Source organism: Litoribacillus peritrichatus (genome assembly GCF_039537985.1).
GTDB classification, from domain to species: Bacteria; Pseudomonadota; Gammaproteobacteria; order Pseudomonadales; family Litoribrevibacteraceae; genus Litoribacillus; species Litoribacillus peritrichatus.
Window position 1 is genome coordinate 88,840 of the sequence record NZ_BAABBN010000015.1, and the last position, 25,715, is coordinate 114,554.

Annotated in this window: 23 protein-coding genes; 11 read left to right on the forward strand and 12 right to left on the reverse strand. The window is 45.9% G+C overall.

The window, feature by feature from the left end:
• Positions 1-18: 18 nt before the first annotated feature.
• The 9 genes from ptsN to ABD744_RS19800 form a co-directional block, all read right to left on the reverse strand.
• Positions 19-465, reverse strand: a complete 447-nt coding sequence (gene ptsN, locus ABD744_RS19760) for a PTS IIA-like nitrogen regulatory protein PtsN (protein ID WP_344800317.1) — start codon at positions 463-465, stop codon at positions 19-21.
• Positions 466-511: 46 nt separating this feature from the next.
• Entirely contained in the window at positions 512-799 is a 288-nt protein-coding gene (gene hpf / locus ABD744_RS19765) for a ribosome hibernation-promoting factor, HPF/YfiA family (RefSeq protein ID WP_344800318.1), read from the reverse strand.
• 136 nt (positions 800-935) lie between these two features.
• The gene (locus tag ABD744_RS19770; RefSeq protein WP_344800319.1) at positions 936-2,453 is read right to left on the reverse strand and encodes an RNA polymerase factor sigma-54; all 1,518 of its coding nucleotides are present in this window, start codon (positions 2,451-2,453) and stop codon (positions 936-938) included.
• 160 nt (positions 2,454-2,613) lie between these two features.
• Complete coding sequence (gene lptB, locus ABD744_RS19775) at positions 2,614-3,339, reverse strand: LPS export ABC transporter ATP-binding protein (protein WP_344800320.1); 726 nt, start codon at positions 3,337-3,339, stop codon at positions 2,614-2,616.
• A 14-nt stretch (positions 3,340-3,353) separates the two neighbouring features.
• Complete coding sequence (gene lptA / locus ABD744_RS19780; protein WP_344800321.1) at positions 3,354-3,896, reverse strand: lipopolysaccharide transport periplasmic protein LptA; 543 nt, start codon at positions 3,894-3,896, stop codon at positions 3,354-3,356.
• Positions 3,880-4,458: an LPS export ABC transporter periplasmic protein LptC gene (lptC, locus tag ABD744_RS19785; protein WP_344800322.1), complete on the reverse strand. Its 579-nt coding sequence runs from the start codon at positions 4,456-4,458 to the stop codon at positions 3,880-3,882. The genes lptA and lptC overlap by 17 nt, the downstream gene beginning before the upstream one ends.
• A gap of 26 nt (positions 4,459-4,484) precedes the next feature.
• Complete coding sequence (locus ABD744_RS19790; protein ID WP_425562198.1) at positions 4,485-5,009, reverse strand: KdsC family phosphatase; 525 nt, start codon at positions 5,007-5,009, stop codon at positions 4,485-4,487.
• A 90-nt stretch (positions 5,010-5,099) separates the two neighbouring features.
• A complete protein-coding gene (locus tag ABD744_RS19795) occupies positions 5,100-6,068 on the reverse strand; it encodes a KpsF/GutQ family sugar-phosphate isomerase (protein ID WP_344800323.1) in 969 nt (322 codons plus the stop codon).
• A 102-nt stretch (positions 6,069-6,170) separates the two neighbouring features.
• A complete protein-coding gene (locus ABD744_RS19800; protein WP_344800324.1) occupies positions 6,171-7,187 on the reverse strand; it encodes a calcium/sodium antiporter in 1,017 nt (338 codons plus the stop codon).
• Between the two features lie 219 nt (positions 7,188-7,406).
• Between ABD744_RS19800 and ABD744_RS19805 the strand changes: the two genes are divergently transcribed.
• The 5 genes from ABD744_RS19805 to hisD all read left to right on the forward strand — a co-directional run bounded on the left by ABD744_RS19805 (position 7,407) and on the right by hisD (position 11,938).
• A complete protein-coding gene (locus ABD744_RS19805; RefSeq protein WP_344800325.1) occupies positions 7,407-8,225 on the forward strand; it encodes an MlaC/ttg2D family ABC transporter substrate-binding protein in 819 nt (272 codons plus the stop codon).
• Positions 8,226-8,339: 114 nt separating this feature from the next.
• Positions 8,340-8,573 (forward strand): BolA family protein, encoded by a 234-nt coding sequence (locus ABD744_RS19810; RefSeq protein ID WP_344800326.1) that lies wholly within the window; start codon positions 8,340-8,342, stop codon positions 8,571-8,573.
• Between the two features lie 52 nt (positions 8,574-8,625).
• Positions 8,626-9,888 carry a UDP-N-acetylglucosamine 1-carboxyvinyltransferase gene (gene murA, locus ABD744_RS19815; RefSeq protein WP_344800327.1) on the forward strand — a complete coding sequence of 421 codons (1,263 nt, stop codon included), beginning with the start codon at positions 8,626-8,628 and terminating at the stop codon, positions 9,886-9,888.
• Between the two features lie 17 nt (positions 9,889-9,905).
• Positions 9,906-10,559: an ATP phosphoribosyltransferase gene (gene hisG / locus ABD744_RS19820; protein ID WP_344800328.1), complete on the forward strand. Its 654-nt coding sequence runs from the start codon at positions 9,906-9,908 to the stop codon at positions 10,557-10,559.
• Between the two features lie 77 nt (positions 10,560-10,636).
• The gene (hisD, locus tag ABD744_RS19825) at positions 10,637-11,938 is read left to right on the forward strand and encodes a histidinol dehydrogenase (protein WP_344800329.1); all 1,302 of its coding nucleotides are present in this window, start codon (positions 10,637-10,639) and stop codon (positions 11,936-11,938) included.
• A 93-nt stretch (positions 11,939-12,031) separates the two neighbouring features.
• Here the strand turns inward: hisD and ABD744_RS19830 are convergent, their stop codons facing one another.
• Positions 12,032-13,273, reverse strand: a complete 1,242-nt coding sequence (locus ABD744_RS19830) for a trypsin-like peptidase domain-containing protein (RefSeq protein WP_344800330.1) — start codon at positions 13,271-13,273, stop codon at positions 12,032-12,034.
• Positions 13,274-13,397: 124 nt separating this feature from the next.
• Between ABD744_RS19830 and ABD744_RS19835 the strand changes: the two genes are divergently transcribed.
• Positions 13,398-14,234 carry a Nif3-like dinuclear metal center hexameric protein gene (locus ABD744_RS19835; RefSeq protein ID WP_344800331.1) on the forward strand — a complete coding sequence of 279 codons (837 nt, stop codon included), beginning with the start codon at positions 13,398-13,400 and terminating at the stop codon, positions 14,232-14,234.
• Positions 14,235-14,381: 147 nt separating this feature from the next.
• Here the strand turns inward: ABD744_RS19835 and ABD744_RS19840 are convergent, their stop codons facing one another.
• On the reverse strand, positions 14,382-14,864 hold the full coding sequence (locus ABD744_RS19840) for a Z-ring associated ZapG family protein (protein WP_344800332.1): 483 nt from the start codon (positions 14,862-14,864) through the stop codon (positions 14,382-14,384).
• A 238-nt stretch (positions 14,865-15,102) separates the two neighbouring features.
• Here ABD744_RS19840 and zapE point away from each other — a divergent pair, with 238 nt between their 5' ends.
• Both zapE and ABD744_RS19850 read left to right on the forward strand, forming a co-directional pair.
• The gene (zapE, locus tag ABD744_RS19845; protein WP_344800333.1) at positions 15,103-16,215 is read left to right on the forward strand and encodes a cell division protein ZapE; all 1,113 of its coding nucleotides are present in this window, start codon (positions 15,103-15,105) and stop codon (positions 16,213-16,215) included.
• A gap of 2 nt (positions 16,216-16,217) precedes the next feature.
• Complete coding sequence (locus ABD744_RS19850) at positions 16,218-16,895, forward strand: DsbA family protein (RefSeq protein ID WP_344800334.1); 678 nt, start codon at positions 16,218-16,220, stop codon at positions 16,893-16,895.
• A 99-nt stretch (positions 16,896-16,994) separates the two neighbouring features.
• On the opposite strand, the gene ABD744_RS19855 is transcribed toward ABD744_RS19850, so the two are convergent.
• Positions 16,995-18,179 (reverse strand): thiolase family protein, encoded by a 1,185-nt coding sequence (locus tag ABD744_RS19855; RefSeq protein WP_344800335.1) that lies wholly within the window; start codon positions 18,177-18,179, stop codon positions 16,995-16,997.
• A gap of 353 nt (positions 18,180-18,532) precedes the next feature.
• Here ABD744_RS19855 and ABD744_RS19860 point away from each other — a divergent pair, with 353 nt between their 5' ends.
• From ABD744_RS19860 to ABD744_RS19870, 3 genes are all read left to right on the forward strand, one after another.
• Positions 18,533-22,204 carry a hypothetical protein gene (locus tag ABD744_RS19860; protein WP_344800336.1) on the forward strand — a complete coding sequence of 1,224 codons (3,672 nt, stop codon included), beginning with the start codon at positions 18,533-18,535 and terminating at the stop codon, positions 22,202-22,204.
• A gap of 75 nt (positions 22,205-22,279) precedes the next feature.
• On the forward strand, positions 22,280-24,169 hold the full coding sequence (locus ABD744_RS19865) for a DUF1302 domain-containing protein (RefSeq protein ID WP_344800337.1): 1,890 nt from the start codon (positions 22,280-22,282) through the stop codon (positions 24,167-24,169).
• 111 nt (positions 24,170-24,280) lie between these two features.
• A complete protein-coding gene (locus ABD744_RS19870) occupies positions 24,281-25,654 on the forward strand; it encodes a DUF1329 domain-containing protein (protein ID WP_344800338.1) in 1,374 nt (457 codons plus the stop codon).
• The last annotated feature ends 61 nt before the right edge of the window (positions 25,655-25,715 follow it).

The window sequence follows — 25,715 nt, forward strand, 5'->3', positions numbered from 1 at the left end:
TCTAGGTTAAATCCAAAATTAATCAGTGATTGCTCTGAAGAGTTCGGAATCGGTTGTGGTCGACCTTAATTTATCCCTAAACTCAGGACTGCTGAACTTGCCTGCTATGGTTGCAAGTATGTCCAAATGTTCGTCATTGGCTTCTTGCGGCACAATCAGCGCAAAGACCAAGTCCACTTTTTGTTTATCCAGAGAGTCAAAATCAATCGGTGTCTCCAGTAATAGAAGCACCCCGGTTGGCTGTTTGCAAGCGGCTAACCGACAGTGGGGTATCCCAATACCGTCGCCAAGGCCTGTACTGCCAAGACGCTCTCTTTCAATAAATGCGTCAAAAATTTCGTGCTCAGAGGGACCTGCCAGTGTCTCGGAAAATATTTTTGAAAGTTCTTCTATGGTTCTTTTTTTGCTTTGGCAGGAAGCGCACCTTAAGGTGCGCTCTGGTAGTAATATGGTTTTTAAATCCATTCAATGCTGCTCATCACGTTCTTTTATCATCGCAGCTACATGTGGTTTAACGGGCCTTGGCTTTTTCTTTATGCTTAATCAGTTGGCGATCCAGCTTATCAGCCAGAGCATCGATTGCTGCGTACAAATCGTCATGCTCTGCGTTAGCAAACACCTCTCCACCGGTTACATGTAACTTGGCTTCTGCTTGTTGTCTTAGTTTTTCTACGCTTAAGGTAACTTGAACGTTGGTTATCTGGTCATAGTGTCGCTCAAGTCGGTCTAATTTGGAAGTAACATATTCGCGAATGTTGGGTGTTAATTCGAGGTGTTGGCCACTGATGTTTACTTGCATATACGGACTCCTTAAATTTGTATATTGTGGTCCAGTGATTTTCCAGTTTCGATGTGCAAACCAGAGGGGTCTGCCGCCCCTTCACCTTTAATATAGCCCCTGCGTTCTTCGAATACAATGATATGTATCAAGTTGTTTAAACCAAACGTTTACGCTCGTTCGATGGTGGTATGTTCATGGCTTCACGGTATTTTGCAATGGTTCGACGAGCAACTTTAATGCCCTGGTCTCCCAGCAAGGTCGCGATTTTGTTATCGCTCAGCGGTTTTTTGGCGTTCTCGGCTGCGACCAGTTTTTTAATGATGGCGCGGATCGCCGTAGAGGAGCATTCCCCGCCGGAGGTTGTGCTCACATGGCTTGAAAAGAAGTACTTTAGTTCGAAAATACCGCGTGGCGTATGGATGTATTTTTGAGTGGTCACCCGGGAAATGGTGGACTCGTGCATTTCCACAGCTTCAGCAATATCGTGCAGAACTAATGGTTTCATTGCTTCATCACCGTAGTCTAAAAAGCCACGTTGATGCTCCATGATTTTGGTCGATACTTTCAGCAATGTCTCATTTCGGCTCTGAAGGCTTTTGAGGAACCATTTGGCTTCCTGCATGTTGTCTTTCAGGAACGTATTATCGGTGCTGTTATCCGCTCTGCGTATCAATGACGCATAGCTTGGGTTGATTCGAATCTTAGGGGTGATTTCGGGGTTGAGATCCACCCGCCAGCGACCCTGTATTTTTTGAACGACCACATCGGGTACAACATAGTCGGGGGTTTGTTGGTCAATCTGTTCACCGGGACGAGGGTGAAGGGTTTGAATTAAATCAATGATCTTCTTCAGTACATCTTCTTTGAGACGTGCTTTTCGCATGATGCCGGCAAAATCTTTGTTGCCGAGCAATTCGAGGTAGCGTAAAACCACAATTTTGGCTTCAGGCAAATGCGGTGTTTCAGGAGGCATTTGATTGAGCTGAACCTGAAGGCATTCCTGAAGGCTTCTGGCGCCGGTACCAACCGGGTCAAAGCGTTGGATCAAAGTCAGAACCGCTTCCACTTCGTCCGTTTCAACTTGTTCTTCGTCAGGCAGGTTGAGTTCCTGATTAACGCTGATGCAGATGTCTTCAACAGACGTCTGAAGGTATCCGTCGGTATCGATACCATCAATGATGTTTTCGGCAATGACTTTGTCTGTGTCCGTCATTGGCGTCAGGTTCAGCTGCCAGCTCAAGTGATCTTGTAAGGTTTCGGTGACGGAATTTCTGGATTCGAAATCGAAACCGTCGTCGTCAGAGGGTGCGACGGCGGAAGTCGGGGTGTGTTGATAAATGTCGTCCCAGCCGGTATCAATACCAAGGTCTTCCGGGATGTCGTTGTTCCATTCCCCTTCGGCTGAAACTTCGTCAGTATTGGTGTTGTTGATTTCTTCTTGTTCGGCGCTTGGTTGTTGATCCAGAGGTTTTTCAGCCATTTTGTCTTCAATGGACTGTTGCGGGCCTTGTTCGAAATCTTCTTCCACTTCAAGCATCGGGTTGTTTTCTAATGCTTGTTGAATTTCTTGCTGAAGGTCGAGGGTCGATAATTGCAGTAAGCGAATTGCTTGTTGCAACTGAGGGGTCATCGTCAGGGATTGACCCATCTTGAGCTGAAGCGATGTTTTCATAAATTACAACGTATCCTTATGCTTTCACTCAGCATGTATGGTGTACCTAAAAGTATCTAAAATAAAATCCATACAAGCAATTTATTTGCCATTGGCAACCAAGTATAAACCAAAAAAAAAGCGACAGTGTTGATTTGTGTGTCTTGTTTGTCTCAAAACCTCAGAGATTGAAGTTTTCTCCCAGGTAAATATCTTTTACTTTTTGATTGTTGAGTACATCTTCACTTTGGCCCTGGGCAATGATGTGTCCTTCGCCAACAATGTAGGCCTGATCACAGATGCCGAGCGTTTCTCGGACATTATGGTCGGTAATCAGAACACCAATCCCCAACCCTTTTAAGTGATTAATAATGCCTTGAATGTCATTGACTGAAATAGGGTCGACACCTGCAAAAGGCTCATCCAAAAGAATAAACTGTGGGTCGGTGGCTAACGCTCTGGCAATCTCAACGCGACGTCGTTCACCGCCTGACAAACTCATACCCAATGAATCCCTAATGTGGGTAATGTGAAATTCCTGAAGCAGGTATTCGAGCTTTTCTTGCTTTTGTGCTTTGGATAATTCGGTTCTCAGCTCTAAAATGCCGTAAATGTTCTGTGATACCGTCAGTTTTCTGAAAATGGAAGCTTCTTGGGGCAGGTAGCCTAACCCTGCTTCAGCTCGTCCGTGCATGGGGTAGTGGGTGATGTCTTTGCCATCAATGCTGACAGTGCCATTATCGGGCTTAACCAAACCTACAATCATGTAAAAGCAGGTGGTTTTACCTGCGCCGTTTGGGCCGAGCAGGCCAACCACTTCGCCGCTGGATACGGAGAGTGAAACGTCCTGAATGATCTTTCTTGATTTATAACTCTTGGCCAGATGTTTGGCTTCCAAAATACTCATACGATGAAGGGCCTTTATTTCTGGGGTTCAGAGTCAGACGATTTGTCTTTGATCTGGGGGTTGATTATAAATTTAACTCGAGAATCGCCAGGGTTGGTTTTCGGGTCGCTTGCACTGGCCTTCAGTTCTCCTGTATCCAGGGAGTAGGTGATTTTATTACTTTCTAAAACGTCTTCGCCGCGAAAGACTTTACCGTTGCCTGTTACGATGGCGTTGTTCTCTTTGACTTTGAGGTCAAGCTTGTTGCCTTCGATGTGGGTTGGTTCTTCACCGGGATTCAGAATTTGCTGGTATTTGGCTGGGCTACCAAAGGCTTCCATGCGGGTCACTTCGTTGTTTTCTGAATACAGAAAGACTTTGTCTGCCCGTAATTCTGCGGTGCCCTGAATGATGATGACGTTTCCTGTGTATTCAGATACGCCGGTCTTGTTGTTCATTTTTGCCTGATCGGCTTCCAGTTTGATCGGTTGGGTTTTATCTTCAGGCAATGCCCAAAGAGAAGCTGAGAAGCTTAAAGCAATCAGAAGGGCTGTCAGACGTTTATTGTTGAACTTCATGCGTTCCTCGAACATTGGATTTCAATAAAGTATCACCGGATTCAAAGTCAGTACGGAAACCTTTCGTTTCGATATAGCTGTTTGCCGAATGAATAATGGTTAAGACGTCGTTTTCTGCGTAATTCTTATTTGGGTAAATTGTCAGCGTGGAAGCACGTAATGTCAGCTTTTGGTTGTCGGCCGTAGTTCGAACGATTTCAACCTGATCGTTCAGGGTGATCTTATCTGTCTTCAGGTTGGCCTCTCCGGTTAGGGAGGAAGCGTGCCAATTAAGACCAGGCTGTTGATTGGTCAGGTCTGGCTTAATGAGGTAAGCCAAGTCGTCTTTTTTATAGTGGTCAATCTGGTTGGCCACCAGATGGTATTGAAGGTCGCCGGTTTCGTTGTAATGATCCGACGCTGAGTTTATCAGCGTCAGATCCGGTGTGGATTGCGGCTGATACGATGCAGTAACAATTTTGTTGCCTTCTTCGGACCAGCTTAGCCAGACAACAATAAGCACGGTGGCGACGATCACCGGTAGTGTCTTAATGGCTCGAATGATCTTATCTGAACGTTTCATGATGGGCTGGCCGAATCTGACGTTTGCTACTTGAGGTACTCTGCATGTGCAGCAGCAAGTGTTCCTTGAGCTTTCATAATCAGCTCGCATAACTCTCTGACTGCGCCTTTGCCTCCGGCTTTTGTGGTGCAGTGATGGGCGTGTTCTTTAATGATATCGGCACCGTTAGGCACTGTTACACCCAAACCTACATTTCTGATGACCGGAAGGTCAGGCAGATCATCACCGATGTGAGCAATTTGATCAAGCTCAAGGTTTAAATCTTTTGCTATGTCTTTGATGGCGTTGATTTTATCTTCCCGTCCCTGATAGAGGATATCAATGCCTAAGTTTTTGGCCCGTTGCTCGACCATGGGGGATTTCCGGCCGGTAATGATGGCAATCTTAACGCCGCTGTTCTGAAGCATTTTAATGCCTTGACCATCAAGAATGTTGAATGGCTTGATTTCCTGACCTTCGGAGGTAAAAAGTAAGGTGCCGTCCGTCATAACGCCATCCACATCGCAAGACAGCAGTTTAATTTTTTCAGCGCGTTCAAACAAATTGCTCATGATTTACGTCCAGGCATCCAGTTTCAGGTTCGTTACGTTCATTTGGCTATCTATTGCATTACAAACTATTGCATTACAAAGTGCATTGAATTACATAATGCCTGCTTTAAGCAGGTCATGCATATTCAGGGCGCCAACCACACGTTTATTTTCATCGGTTACGAAAAGTCCGTTGATGGACTTGGTTTCCATGATGTTGAGCGCTTCAGCGGCCAGAATTTTTGGCCCACAGGTAACTCCGGTGGTGGTCATTACATCTTTAATTTTGGAAACATGCAGATCGGTTTCATTATCCAGAATTCGGCGTAAATCACCGTCTGTGAACACACCGACAAGCTTGTCTTCTTCGACAATGGCTGTCATGCCCAGCTTCTTGCGGGTGACTTCCAGAAGCGCGTCTCGAATGAGCGTATCAGGGGAAACTTTAGGGATGTCATTGCCTTTGTGCATCAGGTCTTCGACTTTGAGTAGCAGGCGTCGACCCAGTGCTCCGCCGGGATGAGAAAAGGCAAAGTCTTCTGCGGTGAAGCCTTTCGCTTCAAGCAGTGCTACGGCTAGGGCATCCCCCATCGCCAATGTTGCGGTCGTACTTGCGGTAGGCGCTAACCCTAAAGGACAGGCTTCTTCTTTTACAGAAATATCAAGGTTCACTACAGCGGCCTTGGCCATAGTAGAGCTAGGATTACCCGTGATGCTGATCATCGGCGCTTTCATACGTTTAATCAGTGGCAGAATAGTGACGACTTCACTGGTATTCCCCGAATTTGAAATGGCAATGACGACGTCGTTCGGCGTGATCATCCCTAAGTCGCCGTGGCTTGCTTCGCCCGGGTGAACAAAGAATGAAGGTGTTCCGGTACTGGCCAGGGTCGCGGCCATTTTTTTTCCAATGTGGCCGGATTTCCCCATTCCTGTCACTACCACTCGACCTGTGCATTTAATGAGTAAATCACAAGCCGTTGTAAAATCTTCGCCCAATCGTTCGTTTAATTGGTTGACGGCTTCCGCTTCAATGGACAGTGTGCGTCTTGCGGATGCAATGAAATCAAAATCTGTCATGTTGTACCTTGAGTCAAATACAAAGAGTAAAAACGTATCCCATATTGGTATTGGGTGTTATTCGCTAAGCCGTTAACGGTGCTATTCACAAATTAGAATTCACTAATTTGCACCGACGCTGCTTAAATAAAGCTGAACCATATATGCAGTGTAGCCAATCAAAAAAATCAAACCGTGTACCCGTGTCAGTTGTCCGGTCTGCGCGACACCGGTTGAGGTTTGTTTGGTTCTGCCCTGAATAAAGATGAATAATGCCAGTGCTAACGTCAGAGCCAACATCACAAAGTAATCTCTTGAAAATCCAACCGGTTCAATAGGGGTTAGGGTGATCAAGCCAGGAACTGATAAAACGGTCATCAGGTTGAACAAGTTGGAGCCAATGATGTTGCCTATGGCCAGGTCATGATGGCCTTTAAGGGCACTGGCGACGGAAGCTGCCAATTCTGGCAGACTGGTGCCAATCGCGACAATGGTCAAACCGATCACCAGTTCACTGATGCCGAACTCGCGAGCGATGCCGGAAGCACCCCAAACCAAACCGTGGGCGCTGGCGATGAGCATGACCAGGCTGATAAATAACATGCCCCAGGCTTTGGTCAGGCTCATTTCTGGCAGGTCGGCAATTTCTTCTTCAAACTCATTTTCAGCGGCATCGTGTTCGTTGCCGGCCTGGTGTGAAAACTTGTGAAAAATAAACAGGGTGACAGGCATCATGGCCAGTAAGATGATGCCGTCGATCATGTCCAGTTTCAGGTCATACATTAATACGCCTGTGACGCCAGTAACAACCAATAATAAAGGCAGTTCGCGTTTGATTAATCCTGAGCGAATAGGCAGGGCGCATACCAGCGCGGTAATTCCCAGAACCAGCCCGATGTTGGCGATGTTTGATCCTACTGCGTTGCCGACGGCAAGGCCGGGTGCATCGTTCAGTGCCGAATTGATGGCAACCATGATTTCAGGGGCTGATGTACCAAAGCTGACGACGGTCAGGCCGATCATCAATGTTGACATGCCAAGCATTTTTGCGGTGGAAGCCGCAGAATTTACAAATTGATCTGAACTCCAGACTAGGATAATGAGTCCAAGGACAATAGCTATGATGTTGTATATCAGCATTTTAATTAGTTCCGATGAATGACGGTGGTTCAGAAAACTATTTTTAAACCACGGTCAAAGAGGGATTTCTCTTTATCGTTCATAACGCGTGGTCTTTAATTGGCGAACAGGCCAATAAATTCAGGCGCTGATTGTATAGTTTTCATTGTTAATTGGCTAACGCAGAAAAGCACGAATGTTGAGTTGGTTGGTTTTGTTTGCTGGACTAGAGTACAGCCGATGAAGAATGTTACAATGTCGCGGTTATGGGGTAAGGGAAGTCTGGGATTTTGTATCAAGGAGATTTTGGTGAATAAAGTGGCTCGATTGAGTGCGGTTTGTATAGCTATGTTTTGGTCTGTTTTTACAGCCCAGACGTTGAGCGCAAATACCGCCAATAATGATGATCTGAATGGTGTGATCGAAGTGAACGAGTACACCGGACCAGAAAAGTCGGTTTGGGAAACCACGCGAATACTTCTGAAGATTATTGAAGAAGAGCGTGAAAGTTATCTAAATACACCGACCAAGTTTTATGAGCGGGTTGCTGAAGCGCTTGAGCCTGTAGTGGGATTCAGACGCATTGCTGCTATGGTAATGGGGTCTTATTACAAAAAGTCATCCAAGGCGGATCGTAAAAAATTCTCCGATGCTTTTCAGCGTAGCCTGGTTGAAACCTACTCGGGTGGATTGATTGAATACGAAGGTTACAAAATCAGCATCAAACAAGGTGCGCCGATACCTGACGGCAAAAGAACGGCGGTTGTTAATGTTGAAATTACTACGTCGAGCGGCACTCAAGTACCTTTGAAGTACAGCATGTATAAAACCAAGTCTGGTTTGTGGAAAGTACAGAATGTAACCGTTGCAGGCATTAATGTGGGCTTGTTGTATCGCCAGCAGTTTGCCAGGAAAGTTGCGGAAGCGAACGGTGATATCAGCCAAGTGGTTGCAAATTGGTCATCACGTTTGGATATTGATGTAGAAAATGCTCAATTGGAACTGGAATCTGAACCGGACGACGCTGAAAGTACTCAGCAAAATGCAGAAGCTGAGTAGTTTTTTATACAGCAAATAAACATATATATTGCCTCGCCTGAAGTGTTCAGCCGGGGCGTTCATTTTGATGAACAGTGTAAAAACATTGTTTAATTTTGGTTAATTGAGGTTGTGATGGAAGTAGGTGATGTTAAAGCTTTGTTGGCGGCAGAGTTTCCGAATGCCCAGGTGGATGCTTCTACAGACGGGTACCACTATGAAGTAACCGTGATCGCTGAAGAGTTTGAAAGTCTGAATGCGGTTAAGCGTCAGCAAGCCGTATATAAAGCACTGAATGCTCAAATTCAGGACGGCACCATTCATGCGGTTAAGATCAAAGCTTTGACGCCTGCGGAAGCCGGTCAATAAATTCAGGTTATATCGACCTGAACTCTTTCCTTTTTATTTGGTGAATATATAAATGGATAAGTTAGTCATTCGTGGAGGCAGAAAGCTGTCCGGTGAGATTCGTGCATCTGGTGCTAAGAACTCAGCGTTGCCGATCATTGCCTCTGCTTTGCTATCCAGTGAAAATGTGATTATTCGCAACTTGCCTCACCTGCAAGATATTACAACCATGATTAATCTTCTTGGCTCTATGGGTGTTGAGCCAGTGGTAAATGAAGATTTAAGCGTGGAGCTTGACAGTAATCAGATTAAATCGGTTGTAGCGCCTTACGAACTGGTGAAAACCATGCGTGCATCGATTTTGGTTCTCGGGCCTTTGTTGGCCAAGAACGGGTATGCTGAGGTTTCTTTGCCTGGCGGTTGTGCCATTGGTAGTCGTCCCGTGGATTTGCATATCCGTGGCTTGGAAGCGATGGGGGCCGACGTTGTTGTTGAAGATGGTTACATCAAAGCCAAAACGGATGGTCGTTTAAAAGGCGCCAATGTCTTCTTTGATACCGTGACGGTAACGGGGACTGAAAACATCTTGATGGCTGCAACCTTGGCCGATGGTATAACAACCATTGAAAACGCAGCGCGTGAGCCGGAAGTGGTGGATCTTGCCGAATGTCTGATCGCCATGGGTGCAGAAATTGAAGGTCACGGCACGGATACCATTAAAGTTACGGGTGTGGAAAAACTTCATGGCTGTGATTATTCCGTGTTGCCAGACCGAATTGAAACCGGTACGTATCTGGTTGCTGCGGCAGTCACCGGCGGAAAAGTGAAAGTCAAAGACACTCGCCCGGACATACTGGATGCTGTGTTGGTCAAGTTGGAAGAGGCTGGCGCTAAAATTGAGACCGGTGAAAACTGGATTTCTCTGGATATGGAAGGCAGAGAACTCAAAGCGGTCTCATTAAAAACGGCGCCTTACCCTGCATTCCCTACCGATATGCAGGCTCAGTTTGTGGCCTTAAATGCGGTGGCCAATGGCACCAGTACTGTGATTGAAACCATTTTTGAAAACCGTTTCATGCATGTGCAGGAAATGATGCGAATGGGGGCCGACATTACCGTTGAAGGCAATACGGCTATTATTCGAGGCTTGAAAGAGCTGCATGCTGCGCCGGTCATGGCGACGGACTTACGTGCTTCGGCCAGCTTGGTCATCGCAGGTTTGGTGGCTTCCGGTGAAACTGTCATCGACCGAATTTATCATATTGATCGTGGTTATGAGTGTATTGAAGAAAAGCTTCAATTGCTTGGCGCAAATATTTCACGATTACCTGAATAGGACTGGATTGATCACCCATGGATCAGACATTAACCATTGCTCTGTCGAAAGGGCGTATTTTAAAAGACACTCTACCTTTGCTAAAAGCAGCAGGTATTGAGCCTGTTGAAGATATTTTTAAGAGCCGGAAACTGATTTTCGAAACGAACGTTCCTGGTGTGAATTTGGTGATTATCCGTGCTACGGATGTGCCTTCGTACGTTGAACTGGGTGCGGCTGATCTTGGCGTATCAGGTAAAGACGTTTTGATGGAGCATGGCGGTGACGGCATGTATGAATTGGTTGACCTGAATATTGCCCGTTGCAAATTGATGACGGCAGGCAAAGACGGTGTGGAGCCGGAAGGTCGGCTTAAGGTTGCAACCAAGTTTGTCAATGTCACCAAGCGTTATTACGCAGAGTTGGGTCGTCAGGTGGACATCATCAAACTGTATGGTGCGATGGAGTTAGCGCCTATTATGGGGTTGGCCGATCGTATCGTTGATATCGTAGATACAGGCAACACACTTCGAGCCAATGGTTTGCAGCCGCTTGAATCCATTGCTGATATCAGCAGTCGTTTGGTGGCAGGCAAGTCGGCTTATAAAAATAAGCACCACTTGATTCAGCCCATTATCGAACGCTTGAATAAAGCGATCGAAGAAGCGAAAACGTTGGAAGAAGCAAGTTAGGTTTTGGGTGGCAGCGTTTTATGCGTTGCCTGCTCAGAATGGCATACAGTTTTATTCGGAATAATAGAAAGACGCATATGATCCAGATTAAAAGATTAGCAACAAGTGACAATGATTTTGATACTCAACTGACAGAGCTGACTGCGTGGGAAGGTGTTTCAGACGCAGAAGTAAATCAACGAGTGCATGATATTGTGCATGATGTTCGCTCCAAAGGGGATCAGGCGTTAATTGAATATTCCAACCGGTTTGACCGCCTGACGCTTTCAGACTCCAGTGAACTGGAAATCCCTAAAGCCGAGCTGCAAGCGGCTTTGGATGGCTTGCCTGCAAATGAACGAGAAGCACTGGAAACGGCGGCGCAACGCGTCAGAAGTTACCATGAAAAACAGTTGCAGACCTCTTGGGATTACAAGGAAGCCGATGGCACAGTGTTAGGCCAGAAGATCACACCCATGGACAAAGTGGGGCTGTATGTTCCGGGTGGCAAAGCATCTTACCCTTCGTCGGTACTGATGAACGCGTTACCCGCCAAAGTAGCGGGCGTTGAAGAACTGATCATGGTGGTGCCGACTCCGGATAATGAAATCAATCCTTTGGTGTTGGCAGCAGCGGCAGTGACCGGCGTTGATCGGGTGTTTCGCATTGGTGGTGCTCAAGCAGTTGCAGCGCTTGCTTATGGTACAGAGTCGGTGCCTCGTGTGGATAAGATCGTTGGTCCTGGTAACATTTACGTTGCGACTGCCAAGCGCATGGTCTTCGGTACGGTGGGTATCGACATGATTGCCGGCCCTTCTGAGATTTTGGTGGTCTGTGATGGTGAAACAAACCCGGACTGGATTGCGATGGATTTATTCTCGCAAGCCGAGCACGATGAAGATGCCCAATCCATCCTGATTGCAACCAGCCAAGAGTATTTGGATCAGGTTCAGGCCTCAATCGAGGCGTTATTGCCGACCATGGAGCGACAAGAAATTATTCGTACTTCGTTGGTTGAGCGAGGCGCGTTTGTGTTGGTGGACGATTTGGATCAGGCATGTGAGGTGGTCAATAAAATTGCACCGGAACACCTGGAGTTGTCTGTTGAAGATCCGGAAGCACTATTACCTAAGATTCGCCATGCCGGTGCTATTTTTATGGGGCGCTACACGGCCGAAGCTTTAGGTGATTACTGTGCTGGCCCGAATCACGTATTACCAACCTCTGGCACGGCAAGGTTTTCTTCACCTTTGGGTGTTTATGATTTCCAGAAAAAGTCTTCGATCATTCATTTCTCGGCCGACGGTGCTTCAGAAATGGGGAAAGTCGCCTCTGTGCTGGCACGAGGTGAGAGCTTAACTGCTCACGCACGTTCCGCCGAATACCGAATTAAAGATTAAAGCATGTAAGTTGTTAGCGCAGGCCATAAAAAAACGGCGATCATTGATCGCCGTTTTTTATTGAAAGAAATGTGTTTGAAAGTGGTTAATTACTTACCTTAGATTCGGGTGCTCAGAGGCAATGACGGTGCTCTTAAGCGCGTTATTCATTCGCATTAACCTGATCTCTACTTCGTCGTTGGGTCTGACCATGGCCACTTGTCGGCTGGCAGAACGAAAGCTGGCCACTGCGACACCGCTGATGTGAGTAATGATGTCTCCCGGTAATAGCCCGGCTTCGTGGGCGGGACTGTCTTTGAAGATTTTTGTGATCAAAATACCGTGGTGATAAGGAATATCGAACCTTGCTGCCAACGCAGGTGTGATATCAATGGTTTCGACGCCCAGCCAGCCTCGGTTAACGCGCCCGTATTCGATTAAGTCGGACATCACAAGCAAAGCCACTTCTACCGGAATGGCAAAGCCAATGCCTTGGGCTTCGCCGCCTTTGTTGAATACGGCGGTGTTGATTCCGATTAATTCGCCATTGGCATTAATTAATGCGCCGCCGGAGTTACCGGGGTTAATGGCTGCGTCTGTTTGAATGAAGTTTTCGTAGGTTGTGATTCCCAAATTACTGCGGCCCAAAGCGCTGACGATGCCGATAGACACCGATTGGTTAAAGCCGAACGGGTTACCAATGGCTAATACAATGTCGCCGACCCGAAGGGTGTAATCGGTTCTTGGTAAAGGAATTTGCGGCAGGTTATCCAGCTCAACTTTTAATACAGCCAGATCCGTGACCGGATCGGTGCCTATGATTTTGGCCGGGGCCTTATTGCCATTGCTGAGAGCAACAGCGATTTCCTGTGCTCCTTTGATGACGTGACGGTTGGTTAAAACGTAGCCATCTTTTCCGATGAGTACGCCCGAACCCAGGCTGTTTTCCATTTTTTGTTGCTGAGGGAGATTAAAGCGGCCGAGATACTGCTGGAATTTAGGGTCTGACAGCAGTGGGTGTGCAGTGGTAGTGACCGTTCGGCTGGCATAAATGTTCACGACGGCCGGTGATGAAGCGTCTACGGCATCGGCAAAGGTCGCAGCAACAAACGGGTGAGCGACAGCAGGCTGAGAGTCAGGTGTTGAATGCGTTGGGTTTGTATTCTTGGCGATGTTGATGGATGTGTCATGAGCTTTGTTGTTCGATACCTCAAGAGAGGGTTTGACTTCAGTTTGTTGGCCCTTTGAGGCGTTGAACAAATTTGTCAGTGCGTTGGGGTTGGTGTTTTGAAATAACAGAACGCCCATGCCGATGCAGAGCCCAATTAACGCAGGAATTAAAACACGATTCATCATATTGGTCGTTGTTCACTCTTCAGTAAGTGCATGATGCTATTCTGCTATTGTATTCATTCTTGGTAACATACGTTAGTAGAGTTTTCAGTTATGGGTCACTTGAAGGTTATTTTTGGCGTTGAGGGTGACAGAAAGAGAAGCAGCTTTCAGGCTGTTGTTGATGTTTAAATCCCAGGATCAGGAGAGAAATACTCATATGGCGACCATTTCCAGAAATGAATTGATGGCGTATCTGACGAACTTACTTTCGCCACACGAGTTTAAAGATTATTGCGAAAACGGGTTGCAAGTTGAGGGCAGTGATCGAATATCCACGATCGTTTCCGGGGTGACGGCTTGTCAGGCTTTGTTGGATAAGGCAGTGGAGTTAGGGGCTGATGCGGTGTTGGTGCATCATGGGTATTTCTGGAAGGGCGAACCTCAAAGTCTGGTCGGAATGAAGGGCAGGCGCATCCGTACTTTGATTAAGAATGACATAAACCTGATCGGCTACCATTTGCCTTTGGATGCCCACGCGGAGTTTGGCAATAATGCACAATTGGCCAAGTTGTTGGGGGTCGAAATTACGGGCGGCCTTGAGGCGGGTAACCCTAATAGTATCGGCTTAGTTGGTCAGCTTGAAACTGCCGTTACACCTGATGAGTTATCTGAACGGCTTGAGAAAGCCCTGAACCGAAAGCCGCTCCATATCAGTGGTGGCCCGTTGCAAATATCCCGTATCGCCTGGTGCACAGGTTCGGCGGATTCTTATATTGGTAAAGCCTTGGCAGCGGAAGCGGATGCCTACATTACAGGTGAAATCTCGGAACCGGTGGTGCATACCGCCAGGGAAGAAGGGATTCATTTTTACTCGGCAGGCCATCACGCCACCGAACGGTATGGAGTGAAGTCTCTGGGAGAACATTTAGCCTCTCATTTCGACCTGGAACACCATTTCGTGGACATCGACAATCCGGTATAGCGATTTATGAGACATATAATCGAGGATTATTAAAGGGTTATGAGAGCACTTCTCAAGAACTATTAAAGCGTAACTTGCATAATAAAAAAACGAGGCCGGGCCTCGTTTTTTTGTTTTAGCGTTTAACCAGACGTTTTTAGTTTGGCGTTATTCTTTATCCAGGCATGTATCCCGTTTAGTTTGCAGGCCAAAATCTTCTGAAAGTGTTCCGCCGTGATTATTTTTATCACTGCTGGAGGCGTAGTCTTTTGGCATTTCATAGCTTATAGGCTCGTCGGCTTTTTCGTCGTCTTCTTTAGGAAGTTGTTTATCGGCGACGGCTTCCGTTAAAGACAGCTGCTGAACGATTTGTTCGTCCGGGCAAAGTTTTTGGGCGCCCTTGGATAAGTGGTCGTACACTCTTTTGTATTGATGCGTTAAGTCTGCAACCAATTCAGCCGTTTCAGTAAAATGGGAGGTGACCTGATCTTGGTATTCGGATTGCTTCTCTTCGTTTTCTTGCAGTTGCTTTTCTAAATCGCGTGTTTTCTTATCGGAAGGTCGAAGCCAGAGGGTAAGTAACCCGCCAATCAGGGAGCCAACAACGAAAGTGATGCCATAAGACAGCCAATCAATAGCCAAGTTTTCCATTCAGAATTACCTTATCGCTAAAAAGAGAGAACGTTATTAATAGAATAGTTGAACCAAAGGTTTCATGGTTTTTGTTTTGACGGTTAGCTTGCCAATTCCCTGAAACGTTGGCAATCATTTTTTTGGGTGATTCTCAGTATTCATCACGACTGGCGGCCATCTAGGTTGAACTATCAGCCTTTGCAAGGTAAAGTGCCCAACCTCAAATTGACTATGATCTGAACAGTATTGAAGGCTTATGACTCCTTTAGAGCTTTATAAAAAAGATTTAGAACGTGATGACTTTTCTTACGACGCCGCTCAAGAAATGGCCGTCACGCACTTGCAGCGTTTATATGATGAATTGGTCGCTGAATATGAGTCTGCAAAATCACGCAGCAAAGTGGCTTCTTTTGCCAAATCTCTAAAGAAGAAAAAGAAGAAAGAACCTTTGAGAGGCATTTACTTCTGGGGTGGTGTGGGCCGAGGCAAAACCTATTTGGTGGATACCTTTTACGACGCCTTGCCGTTTGAACGTAAAATTCGGACGCATTTCCACCGTTTTATGCAAAGGGTTCATCAAGAGTTGGTGGACTTAAAAGGACAGAAAAACCCGCTTGAATTGGTGGCCGACCGAATCGCAAAAGACGGCGTGGTCATTTGTTTTGATGAGTTCTTCGTTTCCGACATCGGCGACGCCATGATTTTGGGCAGCTTGCTGGGCATGTTGTTTGATCGGGGCGTGACTCTGGTGGCGACCTCCAATATCGTACCGGACGGCCTTTATAAAGATGGCTTACAGCGCGACCGTTTCATGCCGGCAATTAAACTGTTGAATGAGTTCACTGAAATTGTGAATGTGGATAGTGGCGTGGATTACCGATTAAGAGCGTTGGAGCAAGCAGAGCTGTATCATTCTCCGTTGGACGCCGAAGCAGAAGTGAGCTTGCAGCGCAGTTTCGATAGCTTGATTCCTGATGCTCAACACATCGAGAAAAATGTCGCGGTTGAAGTATTAGGGCGTGATATCACTGCCAAAGCGATTTGTGATGATGTCGCTTGGTTTGATTTTAATGCGTTATGTGATGGCCCACGATCACAGAACGATTACATTGAGTTAGGTCGCCTGTATCACGCCGTTTTGGTCAGTAATGTGCCTGAACTGGGTGTGAAAACCGATGACCTGGCAAGGCGCTTTATTAACATGGTGGATGAATTTTATGATCGGGGTGTGAAGTTGATCATGTCCGGAGAAAAAGAAATTCAGGACATCTACACCACAGGTAAATTAGAATTTGAATTTCAGCGTACGACCAGCCGTTTGTTGGAAATGCAGTCGCACGATTATTTAGCGAGAGAACATAAGGCGTAATCATGAAAAAATTTATCAGTGTTGTTTGGGTTGGCTTGTTAGCGCTGTTGTTGAGTGCTTGTGGTGAAGAGAAAGCTGAAAACACTTTAGTGGAGGAAAACGTTCAGTTGATGGGCGTGTCTCAACTGAAAGAAGGTGAGCACTATTTTAAATATAAGAATATCGTAAAAACCAGCGATACCAATCTTGCGGATGCTGACCTCATTGAATTTTTCAGTTATGCATGCGGACACTGCCAAAGCTTTGCGCCAGAGTTGCAGGCGTGGCACAACGAAAATCCAAAGAAAGAAGTCGCGTATGTGCCTGTGGTTTGGAATCAGCAAACTGCCGTCTATGCGAGACTTTTCTATGCGCTGGAGCAACAGCCGGGCTTTGATAAAAATCACCACGACTTATTCGTATTCTTTAAAGGCCTGGGTGGTGAAAAAAATCTGGCTGAACAGCTGGATAAAATTTATGCGTTTCTTGATGGCAACGGAGTGGATACTGAAAAACTGAAAGCCACGCTGGAAAGCAAAGAGCTGGAAGAGAAACTGAAGTATTCTGTCGAGTTGGCTAAAAACTATGAGATTCGTGGTACACCAACATTGGTTGTGGCTGGCTCTATGGTCGTCAATGATAAAGCGTTAAAAAGCCACGATGACTTCTGGCGCTATGTGGATGAGTTGTTAACGCTGTAATCGTTGTTCGTTCAATATAAAAATATGCAGTACTAAAAAGGCTCTACTAATCACTTAGTAGAGCCTTTTTATTGGTCTTGAATCCGACTGGCCGAATGACTAGATCAGTTCAATCGCCATTGCTGTCGCTTCACCACCGCCGATGCAAAGTGCAGCAACACCTTTGCTCTTGCCGTAGCGTTGCAGCGCGTACATCAAAGTTACTAATAAACGAGAACCCGTAGAACCGACAGGGTGGCCCTGAGCACAAGCTCCGCCGTGTACGTTAACTTTTTCCGGGTCCAGGCCAAGCTCTTTAATTGGCATCATCGCAACCATCGCAAAGGCTTCGTTGATTTCGAACAGGTCAACGTCTTCTTTTGACCATTCCGCTTTCTCAAGTACTTTCTCAATTGCGCCAACAGGAGCTAATGTGAACTCCGAAGGATGCTGTGATTGAGTCGAGTGCGCAATGATACGAGCCATCGGCTTCAGGCCGCGCTTTTCAGCTTCTGATTCGCTCATCAGGACTAGGGCGGAAGCGCCGTCTGAGATAGAAGACGCGTTCGCCGCTGTGATGGTGCCGTCTTTGGCAAACGCCGGACGTAGCGTAGGAATCTTGTCAATGTTGGCGTTATGTGGCTGCTCATCATCAGCAACAACTGTTTCTCCGCGACGAGACTTAACGGTTACCGGAACGATTTCATCTTTAATCAGACCTTCATCAATCGCTTTTTTGGCGCGTTCAAGTGAAGAGATCGCGTAAGCGTCCATTTCTTCACGGCTGTAACCTTTATCGTCGGCAGTGCCTTGCGCGAACTGGCCCATTAGCTTACCGGTTTCTGCATCTTCAAGTCCGTCCAGGAACATGTGGTCTTTCAACTGATCGCCGTGACCCAAACGATAACCTGTACGCGCTTTTTCCATGATGTATGGCGCGTTAGACATGCTTTCCATGCCGCCGGCGATTACTACGTCGTTGGTACCTGCTTTAATGGAATCGTGCGCCATCATGGCTGCTTTCATGCCTGAACCACACAGTTTGTTGATGGTAACAGCGCCTGTATTGTCAGAAAGACCGGCTTTACGCATTGCCTGGCGAGCAGGACCTTGCTTCAGGCCTGCAGGTAGCACGTTACCCATGATCACTTCTTGCACGTCTGATGCATCAACACCGGCGCGTTTAACGGCTTCTTCAATCGCGATGGCGCCTAGCTCTGTTGCAGGCAATGCGCTTAAAGCCCCCTGAAGACCACCCATAGGTGTACGAGCACCACTTACAATAACAACTGCGTCTTTAGACATTCCAATCTCCTAATAAGATAGGTTGGTTTTAAGAGCGGCTAATCAGGCCGAAAACTCGCCAAAACAATTTAGCACGCCAGTATTGGCGGGGGATTATACGACAGAAGGAGGGGCAATCCTATTGCGTGGACTTGAACAATGCTGATTCCTTACTATCTTGTAACAGAATGTTAACTTCTATGCGGTTCCTGTTGCGAAATTGCAGTGATCTCACAGAAAAGAAGGTTAATCATCCTTTAGGGTGATCTTATAGCGGGAACTAGTTCGCTATATTGTGATGTTATGTGCGTAGTGGTTTGAATAGCCACCGCTTTCCAATAAAGATAAACATAAAAAGTCAGACAAGGTTGCATATGTTGAAGAAATCTCTTCTCAGTCTAGCTATTGCTGCAGGCTTAGGTCTAGCAGGCTGTTCTGGTACAGACAGTACCGGTTCTACAGGTCCAAACGGTGGTGTAATTCCTGTTGGTGGTGACGGAAATACAAAGGTAATTTACAGCCCTGAGCAAGGCCTTTTACCGCTACAGAGCGATTTGTTATTTGCCGCAGCAGGCGATACGGACGGTACAGCAAATACTGCCGATACAACGCCTCCGGTAACTACGGCGATTAATGATTTGGATGGTTGGTCAACGGTTTCTCAAATTGATATAACGTTTGATGACTCTATCGACCCATCTTCGTTGAACACAGACTCTTCATCTTCAACCCAGAATGTCTTTTTAATTAAGCTTGCTACTGATTCAGTCGTTCAGTCTCTAGATATTACTCAGATTGCAGGTAAAGCAGAACGTCAATCTTATATTCTTAAAGCTTATGCAGCCGCTGCTGCTTATATTGCAAATGGGGGATCTTTTGCAGATCCAACTGATCCAACCGAAGCCAATGCACTTGCAGTAGCGTTAGGTACTGCAAATGCAACCACTTTCCCTCCGTTTGCTCTACCTGAAACATTAAGAGATTTGATGCTGGCAAACATAGCCGCACTTAATACTGATTTAAATACAGGAGCAGCTTGGGCGGGCTTTAAAGCGGCCTTTGATTCAATTACAACGTCTGGTGTATTAAACGGAACCACGATTTCAATTGATGCGGATACTAAAGAAGCTACTAATGTTGGCTTCGCGTATGCCCAGTACAACATTGATACAAACGGAGCTGCTGATGATGGCTCTGCTTTATATAGCAAGTTAGTGGATGAATTGAATCTTGATACAGCACACCCATTAGCCATTACAGGTTCTGCTGCAACTTTGTATGACGGTGATTACCGGGCTGAAGTTATCTCGCTAGATGGAGGTACAAACAATACACTTCGAATTACTCCGAATACACCTTTAGACCCTCAGACTAAGTATGTGGTAGCTCTTGTTGGTGGTGCTAACGGTGTTAAAGATGCTTCTGGCGCTTCAGTGAAGACAAGTGCTAGCTACAGCGGCTTAAGAAAAGATCCAGAAAATTTCCCGTATGATACCCCTCAACTTCGTGGACTACAGACTTTAATTAATAATTTGGAAGACATCACCGCTGGTTTCGCTGATGTAACCAAAAACTTGACGGATGAACAACAAACACAGTTAGAGTCGGACATCGTTCTGTCTTATACATTTACTACTGGTGGAGTAGATACAGTACTTTTAGGAATGACTATCCCTAACGTAGTTTTGGATGGTGCAGTTCCTGGAGTTGTTGCAGGAATTTTTGCTGATAACTTCTTGACTACAAATATTGCTAGCTACTGTGAAGATAAAGGAATTGCTGCGTGTGACGAGATAGACGAGCTTGCAGATGTTAAAGAAATAGATGATGTTGATGCTTTGAGTGTTAATCAAAAAGCAGAGGTAGAAGGCATTCATTCTACTTTCGCGAATACGGTTAAAATTTATCCAGAAAGAGCAGTTTCTCCAGCACAAATCTCATTGAATACATTTACTGCAAATTTAGACCTTAGTGGTTTAGATTCAGCGGAACTTCAGGCGCTTTTACCTAAGCCTGAGGCGAGTGATGAGATTGGCTTCTGGAATGAAATTGAAGCTACCTCTGGAATTACTTTCCCAGAAAATATGACCGCTGCTCCAGGTAAAGTTTATGAAGGCTGGATTAAACTACCATACTATGGGTATGCGCCGGACGGTACAGAGTCTTCTGATGATGGTGTTGCCGGTATTAAAGGCTCACAGTGGAAGGCCGATCAGACTTTAGGTGGTGCTTTAGAGGGCGCATTAACAGGCACTGATCCAACAGGTATTCTTCCTCCTGCTGATAGTGACGGTGCTTATAATGTGACTGCGAACTATCCGTTTGCAGCTAAACAAGCTGATGTTACTGTTCCGCTGGTTGTTAGCTATCCAGGCATGGACTCATTGATTGATGACGGCCTTAACCTTGAGACTGCTATTTTAGCTTCTTTCCATGATGCAAATGTTAATGGGGGGGCTGCTGCAGACTTGGCTGCTGCTGTAGCTAATTATCTTGGCTCGGGTATGACTAAAGCTAATTTGATTGCAGCTGATCCTACTGGGTTATTAGAAGCCGCAGTCGACGGCCCTTATCCAACAATTATTTACAATCACGGTATTACCAATGATAGAAGTAACAGTTTGCCATTAGGTAATCAGCTAGGTGCGGCTTGTTATCAACAAGCAACGAAAGGTACTTTTGATCTATCTGGCCTGCCTTGTTATGTGACTGTCGCGATTGATCAACCATTGCATGGTGCATCGATTACATTTGACGCAAATGGAATTCCAACGGGTTCAGCTTCACAAGTTGTGGGCTTGACTAATGTTGACTTTGCAAAAGCTGCTGGTGCTTTACCTGGGACAGTTCCAGCTGAATTACAAGAACGTCACTTTGGTTATACTGTCTTAAATGTTCAGGGGGACGCAGGTAAATCGCCAAACGGTTTTGTTTCTTCCGGTTCTCTGTTTATTAATCTACTGAACTTCCAGAACAGTCGTGACAACCTTCGTCAACAGATCTTGGATCTATCAAGACTGAATGCTTCGTTAAGCTCGATTGATACAGCGTTGCAGGCGTTTGATTCTGCCACTGAAGGTTTCTTAACTTATGCTTCTCCTCTAGCTGCATTGGGTGGAACTCCTAGGGTTACAACTCACTTTGTTGGTCACTCTTTAGGTGGCGTGAATGGTGTGCCATTTGTCGCTTCAAATAACAAAGGATTTGGTGGGGCAGCGCTATCGGCTGGTACTGTAGCGGGTGCTGGCGGCAATTTTGCTCGCTATATGCCAAATATCAACCCTGTTTTGGGTGCTAACTTTGCGATGACGGGTGGTGGTATTCCTAAACTACTTGAAAACTCATCGAATGCTACGTTTGGCGCACCAGTTATTCTGACTGGTTTATCAAATGCGGGCATTGAGCGTGGTACTTCAAGTTATGAGAAGTTCATGAATGTTTTCCAGGCAACGCTGGATTCAACAGACCCAATAAACTATATGGATAACTTCAAACAAGGCGCTCTTTCAACGGCAACACCTGGTAGTTTGTTTTTTGAAATTGCAGGCGCATGGGATGTTAATGGTACGTACAACGTAAATCCTGATCAGACTATACCTAACGATGCAGATAATAGACCATTGGCTCCTTTAGATCTTACTGCTCTAGGCTTTGGTGTTGCAGAAGCTGCGCCTTTGTCTGGTACTGAGCCGTTATTGCGTGAATCAGGTTCGAATGCTGCGTTATCAGGGAATCTTCCTCAGGCTGCTTTAGGTGCTCATGGTAGTGAAGGTATTTATGAAACTACTGCAGGCTTCCAGGCTGCGGGTGCTGCTCTAGCGGCTGATGCAGGTGCAACCAGCCAATCGATCAGCGTTGCTTCCCGATTTAATGCGGGTACTCACGGAACAATTGTCAGTGTAGATAATGCAAATGTGTTTGGTGAAATGGTTGGTCAAATTGCCACTTTCTTTGCTACATCAGGTCGAGCCGTTCTGGTCAGTGATTCAACGTTATTAAGCAACTGTGATCCTTCAGCGGATGCTGCTAACCCTCAGTGCTTGTAATCGTTAAATAAAAATAAAATTAAGCGCACTCGAAACTTGGGTGCGCAAAAGAAATTCCGAATCTGGAGAGATTCCATGAAATTAAAAGATTTTAAAAAGCTTCCTTTGACACTGGCTATTTCAGCTTCAATGGTTGGCTCAGTACATGCCCTGCAGTTTGATGTGGGTGATGAGGGTTCACTTCAAATCGATAGCACCGTTTCTGTCAGTGCTGCTTGGCGTACTGAAGATCCTAATTTAGATCGAGTAGCTCGTTTTAACCAAGATTACAATGGTAATTTTGGTAAGGGCTCCACTTATAACTATGATGATGGCTCTTTAAATTTTAAAAAGGGCGAGACTTATACTAAAAAAGTTCAAATGACCAACGATATTGAATTCAGTTATGGTGACTTCGGTGCGTTTGGCCGTGTTAAGTCTTTCTATGATTTTGAACTTCAGGATGAAAAACGTGAGCATAAAGAGTTAAGTGCCTCTTCACGTGATGATGCGGGTTCTGATATTGATCTTCTTGATGCCTTTGTATGGTGGAATACTTACGTAGGTGAAGATGAAACACCTGTGAGTATTCGTGCTGGTAAACAGGTAATCAGCTGGGGTGAATCTACTTTTATCCAAGGTGGTATCAACTCCACTAACCCGGTCGATGCAACAGCAGCTCGTACTCCGGGCGCTGAAGTGAAAGATATTTTGCTACCTGTTGAGATGCTTTATACATCGGTGGGTTTAACAGATGCGCTTTCTTTAGAAGCATATTGGCAAGTTAAATGGCGTAAAACAGAGGCTGACCCTTGTGGAACTTTCTTTGCGACCAATCCTGACTTCTCAACTAACGTAGATTGTGGTGGTGTTCTCTTGTCCACAGCAACTGATGCGAATGGAAATCCTTTAGATGATAGAGAGTATGAAGAGTATTTTCAGAATTTGGTTGACCTAGGCCTTACACCAGCGGTTCCTGTAGTGCAGCACAGGGCTGATGAAGAGCCTGATGGTGATGACCAGTTTGGTATAGCACTACGTTATTATGCTGAAGAACTGAATGATACCGAGTTTGGTTTCTACTACATGCAGTATGACAATAAACTGCCAGTAATCTCTGGAAAAGTCGCCGATCGAAATTTAGATGGTACATACAACGATTATGGCTTTTTTGAGATGGAGTACACAGAGAATATTAAGCTAGCCGGTATCAGCTTTAATACCAGTACAGAATCTGGAATTTCTTTATCTGGTGAGATCAGCTACAAAATGGATGTTCCGATTCAGCATAACGCTTTTGAATTGGTTCATGGTGTAATTGGTCAACCATCCAGCTTGATTCTTCAGAAACGTAAAGAAGAGCAGGGTTTATCGGATGTAACTGAACTTTATGGCCAAGATGGCTTTAAAGGTTATGATTTATTCGATATATGGCAAGTTCAGATGACAGCAATCAAGTTCTTTGATCAGGTGCTGGGGGCAAGCCGTTTAACACTTGCGGGTGAGGTTGGTGCAACATACGTTGAAGACCTGCCTGATCAAGATAAAGCCCGTTATGGTCGCTCTGGAGCATACGGTATTGGTGCGTTCGGGCCTGTACAGCCAGGTTATAATGATGATCCGACCCCAGGTACTTGTGGCGAAGGAGGTCTAAAAAATGACCAGACCGATTACTGTACTCAAGACGGTTACACCACTGAGCTGTCATGGGGCTACCGTATCCGTGGTAAGTTGGAGTACAACAATGCTTTTGCCGGTGTGAACCTTGAGCCTTTCTTTGCTTGGTCTCATGACGTAGATGGCTATGGCCCAGAGCCAGGCAGCCAGTTCATTGAAGATCGTATGTCGTTGAATGTGGGTGTGAATGCTCTTTACCTGAACGCATACAAGATCTCTGCAGGTTATACCGCGTTCTTCAACAACGCTGACTACAATGATTTAGACGATCGTGACAATGTATACGCGAGCGCGAGCTACTCATTCTAAATCTGTACAAATAATAAGTTAGTGAGGACATGGTCGGTTTTGGTAATTGAGTACTCAGGAATTGAGAGATACCAAACCGGCCATGGGTGGAAACATATTTAAGGGTTTGATATGAAACTGAAAAACACTTTGGTGTTGAGTGGTGCTCTGGCGTTAACAGTGGCGACAACGAGTGCATGGGCAAAGGTTTCTGAAGCAGAAGCAGCACGTTTGGGCGCGGATCTTACGCCAATTGGTGCTGAGAAAGCAGGCAATGGCGGTGATATTCCGGCTTGGGATGGTGGTATTACTAAGCCGCCAGCAGGTTTTGATGGTGCAGATTACATTTCGCCGTATCCGGCGGATGTAAAGAAGTTCACTATTGATGCAAGCAATATGGCGCAGTACGGTGATAAGTTATCAACTGGCCAGAAGGCTATGTTGACTAAGTACTCAACGTATAACATCCCGGTTTATCCTACGCATCGCTCGGCGGCTTATCCTGATGAGCTGTACAGTGTGATCAAGGAAAACGCGACGAAAACAGAATTGATTGACGGCGGTAACGGTCTGATTAATTACATTAAGGCTGTGCCTTTTCCTGTGATTGATCAGAAAGACCCGGACGCTGGTTTGAAGGTTATCTGGAACCACATCGTGCGTTATCGTGGCGGTTCGGTTAAGCGTGTTATCAACCAGGCAACGCCTCAGGTGAATGGTAACTATACTTTGGTTAAGTTCCAGGACGAATTTACTTTCCGTTCTAACCTGAAAGGGGTGGATCTGAGCCAGCCTTCGAACATCTTGTTCTACTTTAAGCAGCAAGTATTGGCGCCGGCACGTTTGGCGGGTAACGTACTTTTAGTGCATGAAACGATTGACCAGGTGAAAGAGCCTCGTTTGGCGTGGTTGTATAACGCGGGTCAACGTCGTGTTCGTCGTGCACCTCAGGTGTCTTACGATGGTCCGGGTACAGCGGCTGATGGTTTGCGTACTTCAGATAACTTCGATATGTATAACGGCTCTCCTGACCGTTATAACTGGAAGTTGTTGGGTAAGAAAGAAATGTACATCCCGTACAATTCTTATGCTTTGAACTCCAAGAAGCTTAAGTACGATGACATTGTGAAAGCAGGTCACTTGAACCCTGAGCATACGCGTTATGAATTGCACCGTGTATGGGAAGTGGAAGCGACTATTAAAGAAGGTCAGCGCCATATTTATGGTAAGCGTACTTTCTACATCGATGAAGACAGCTGGTCAGCATCTGTGATTGATCACTACGATGGCCGTGGTGAGCTATGGCGTGTGGCGGAAGCGCATTCTATGCAGTTCTATGATTCAGTGATTCCTTGGTATTCAGTGGAAGCTTTGTACGACTTGCTTGCAGGCCGTTACTTAGTACTGGGCTTGGATAACGAAGAAGGCAAGTCTTACGAGTTCGGTTTCGAGCGTTCAGAGAAAGACTATACGCCTGCAGCATTGCGTCGTTCAGGTCGTCGATAACATCGGTTCTAAGATGATCGACTGAAAACGCCCCTCGCGGGCGTTTTTTTATGCCCGTAAG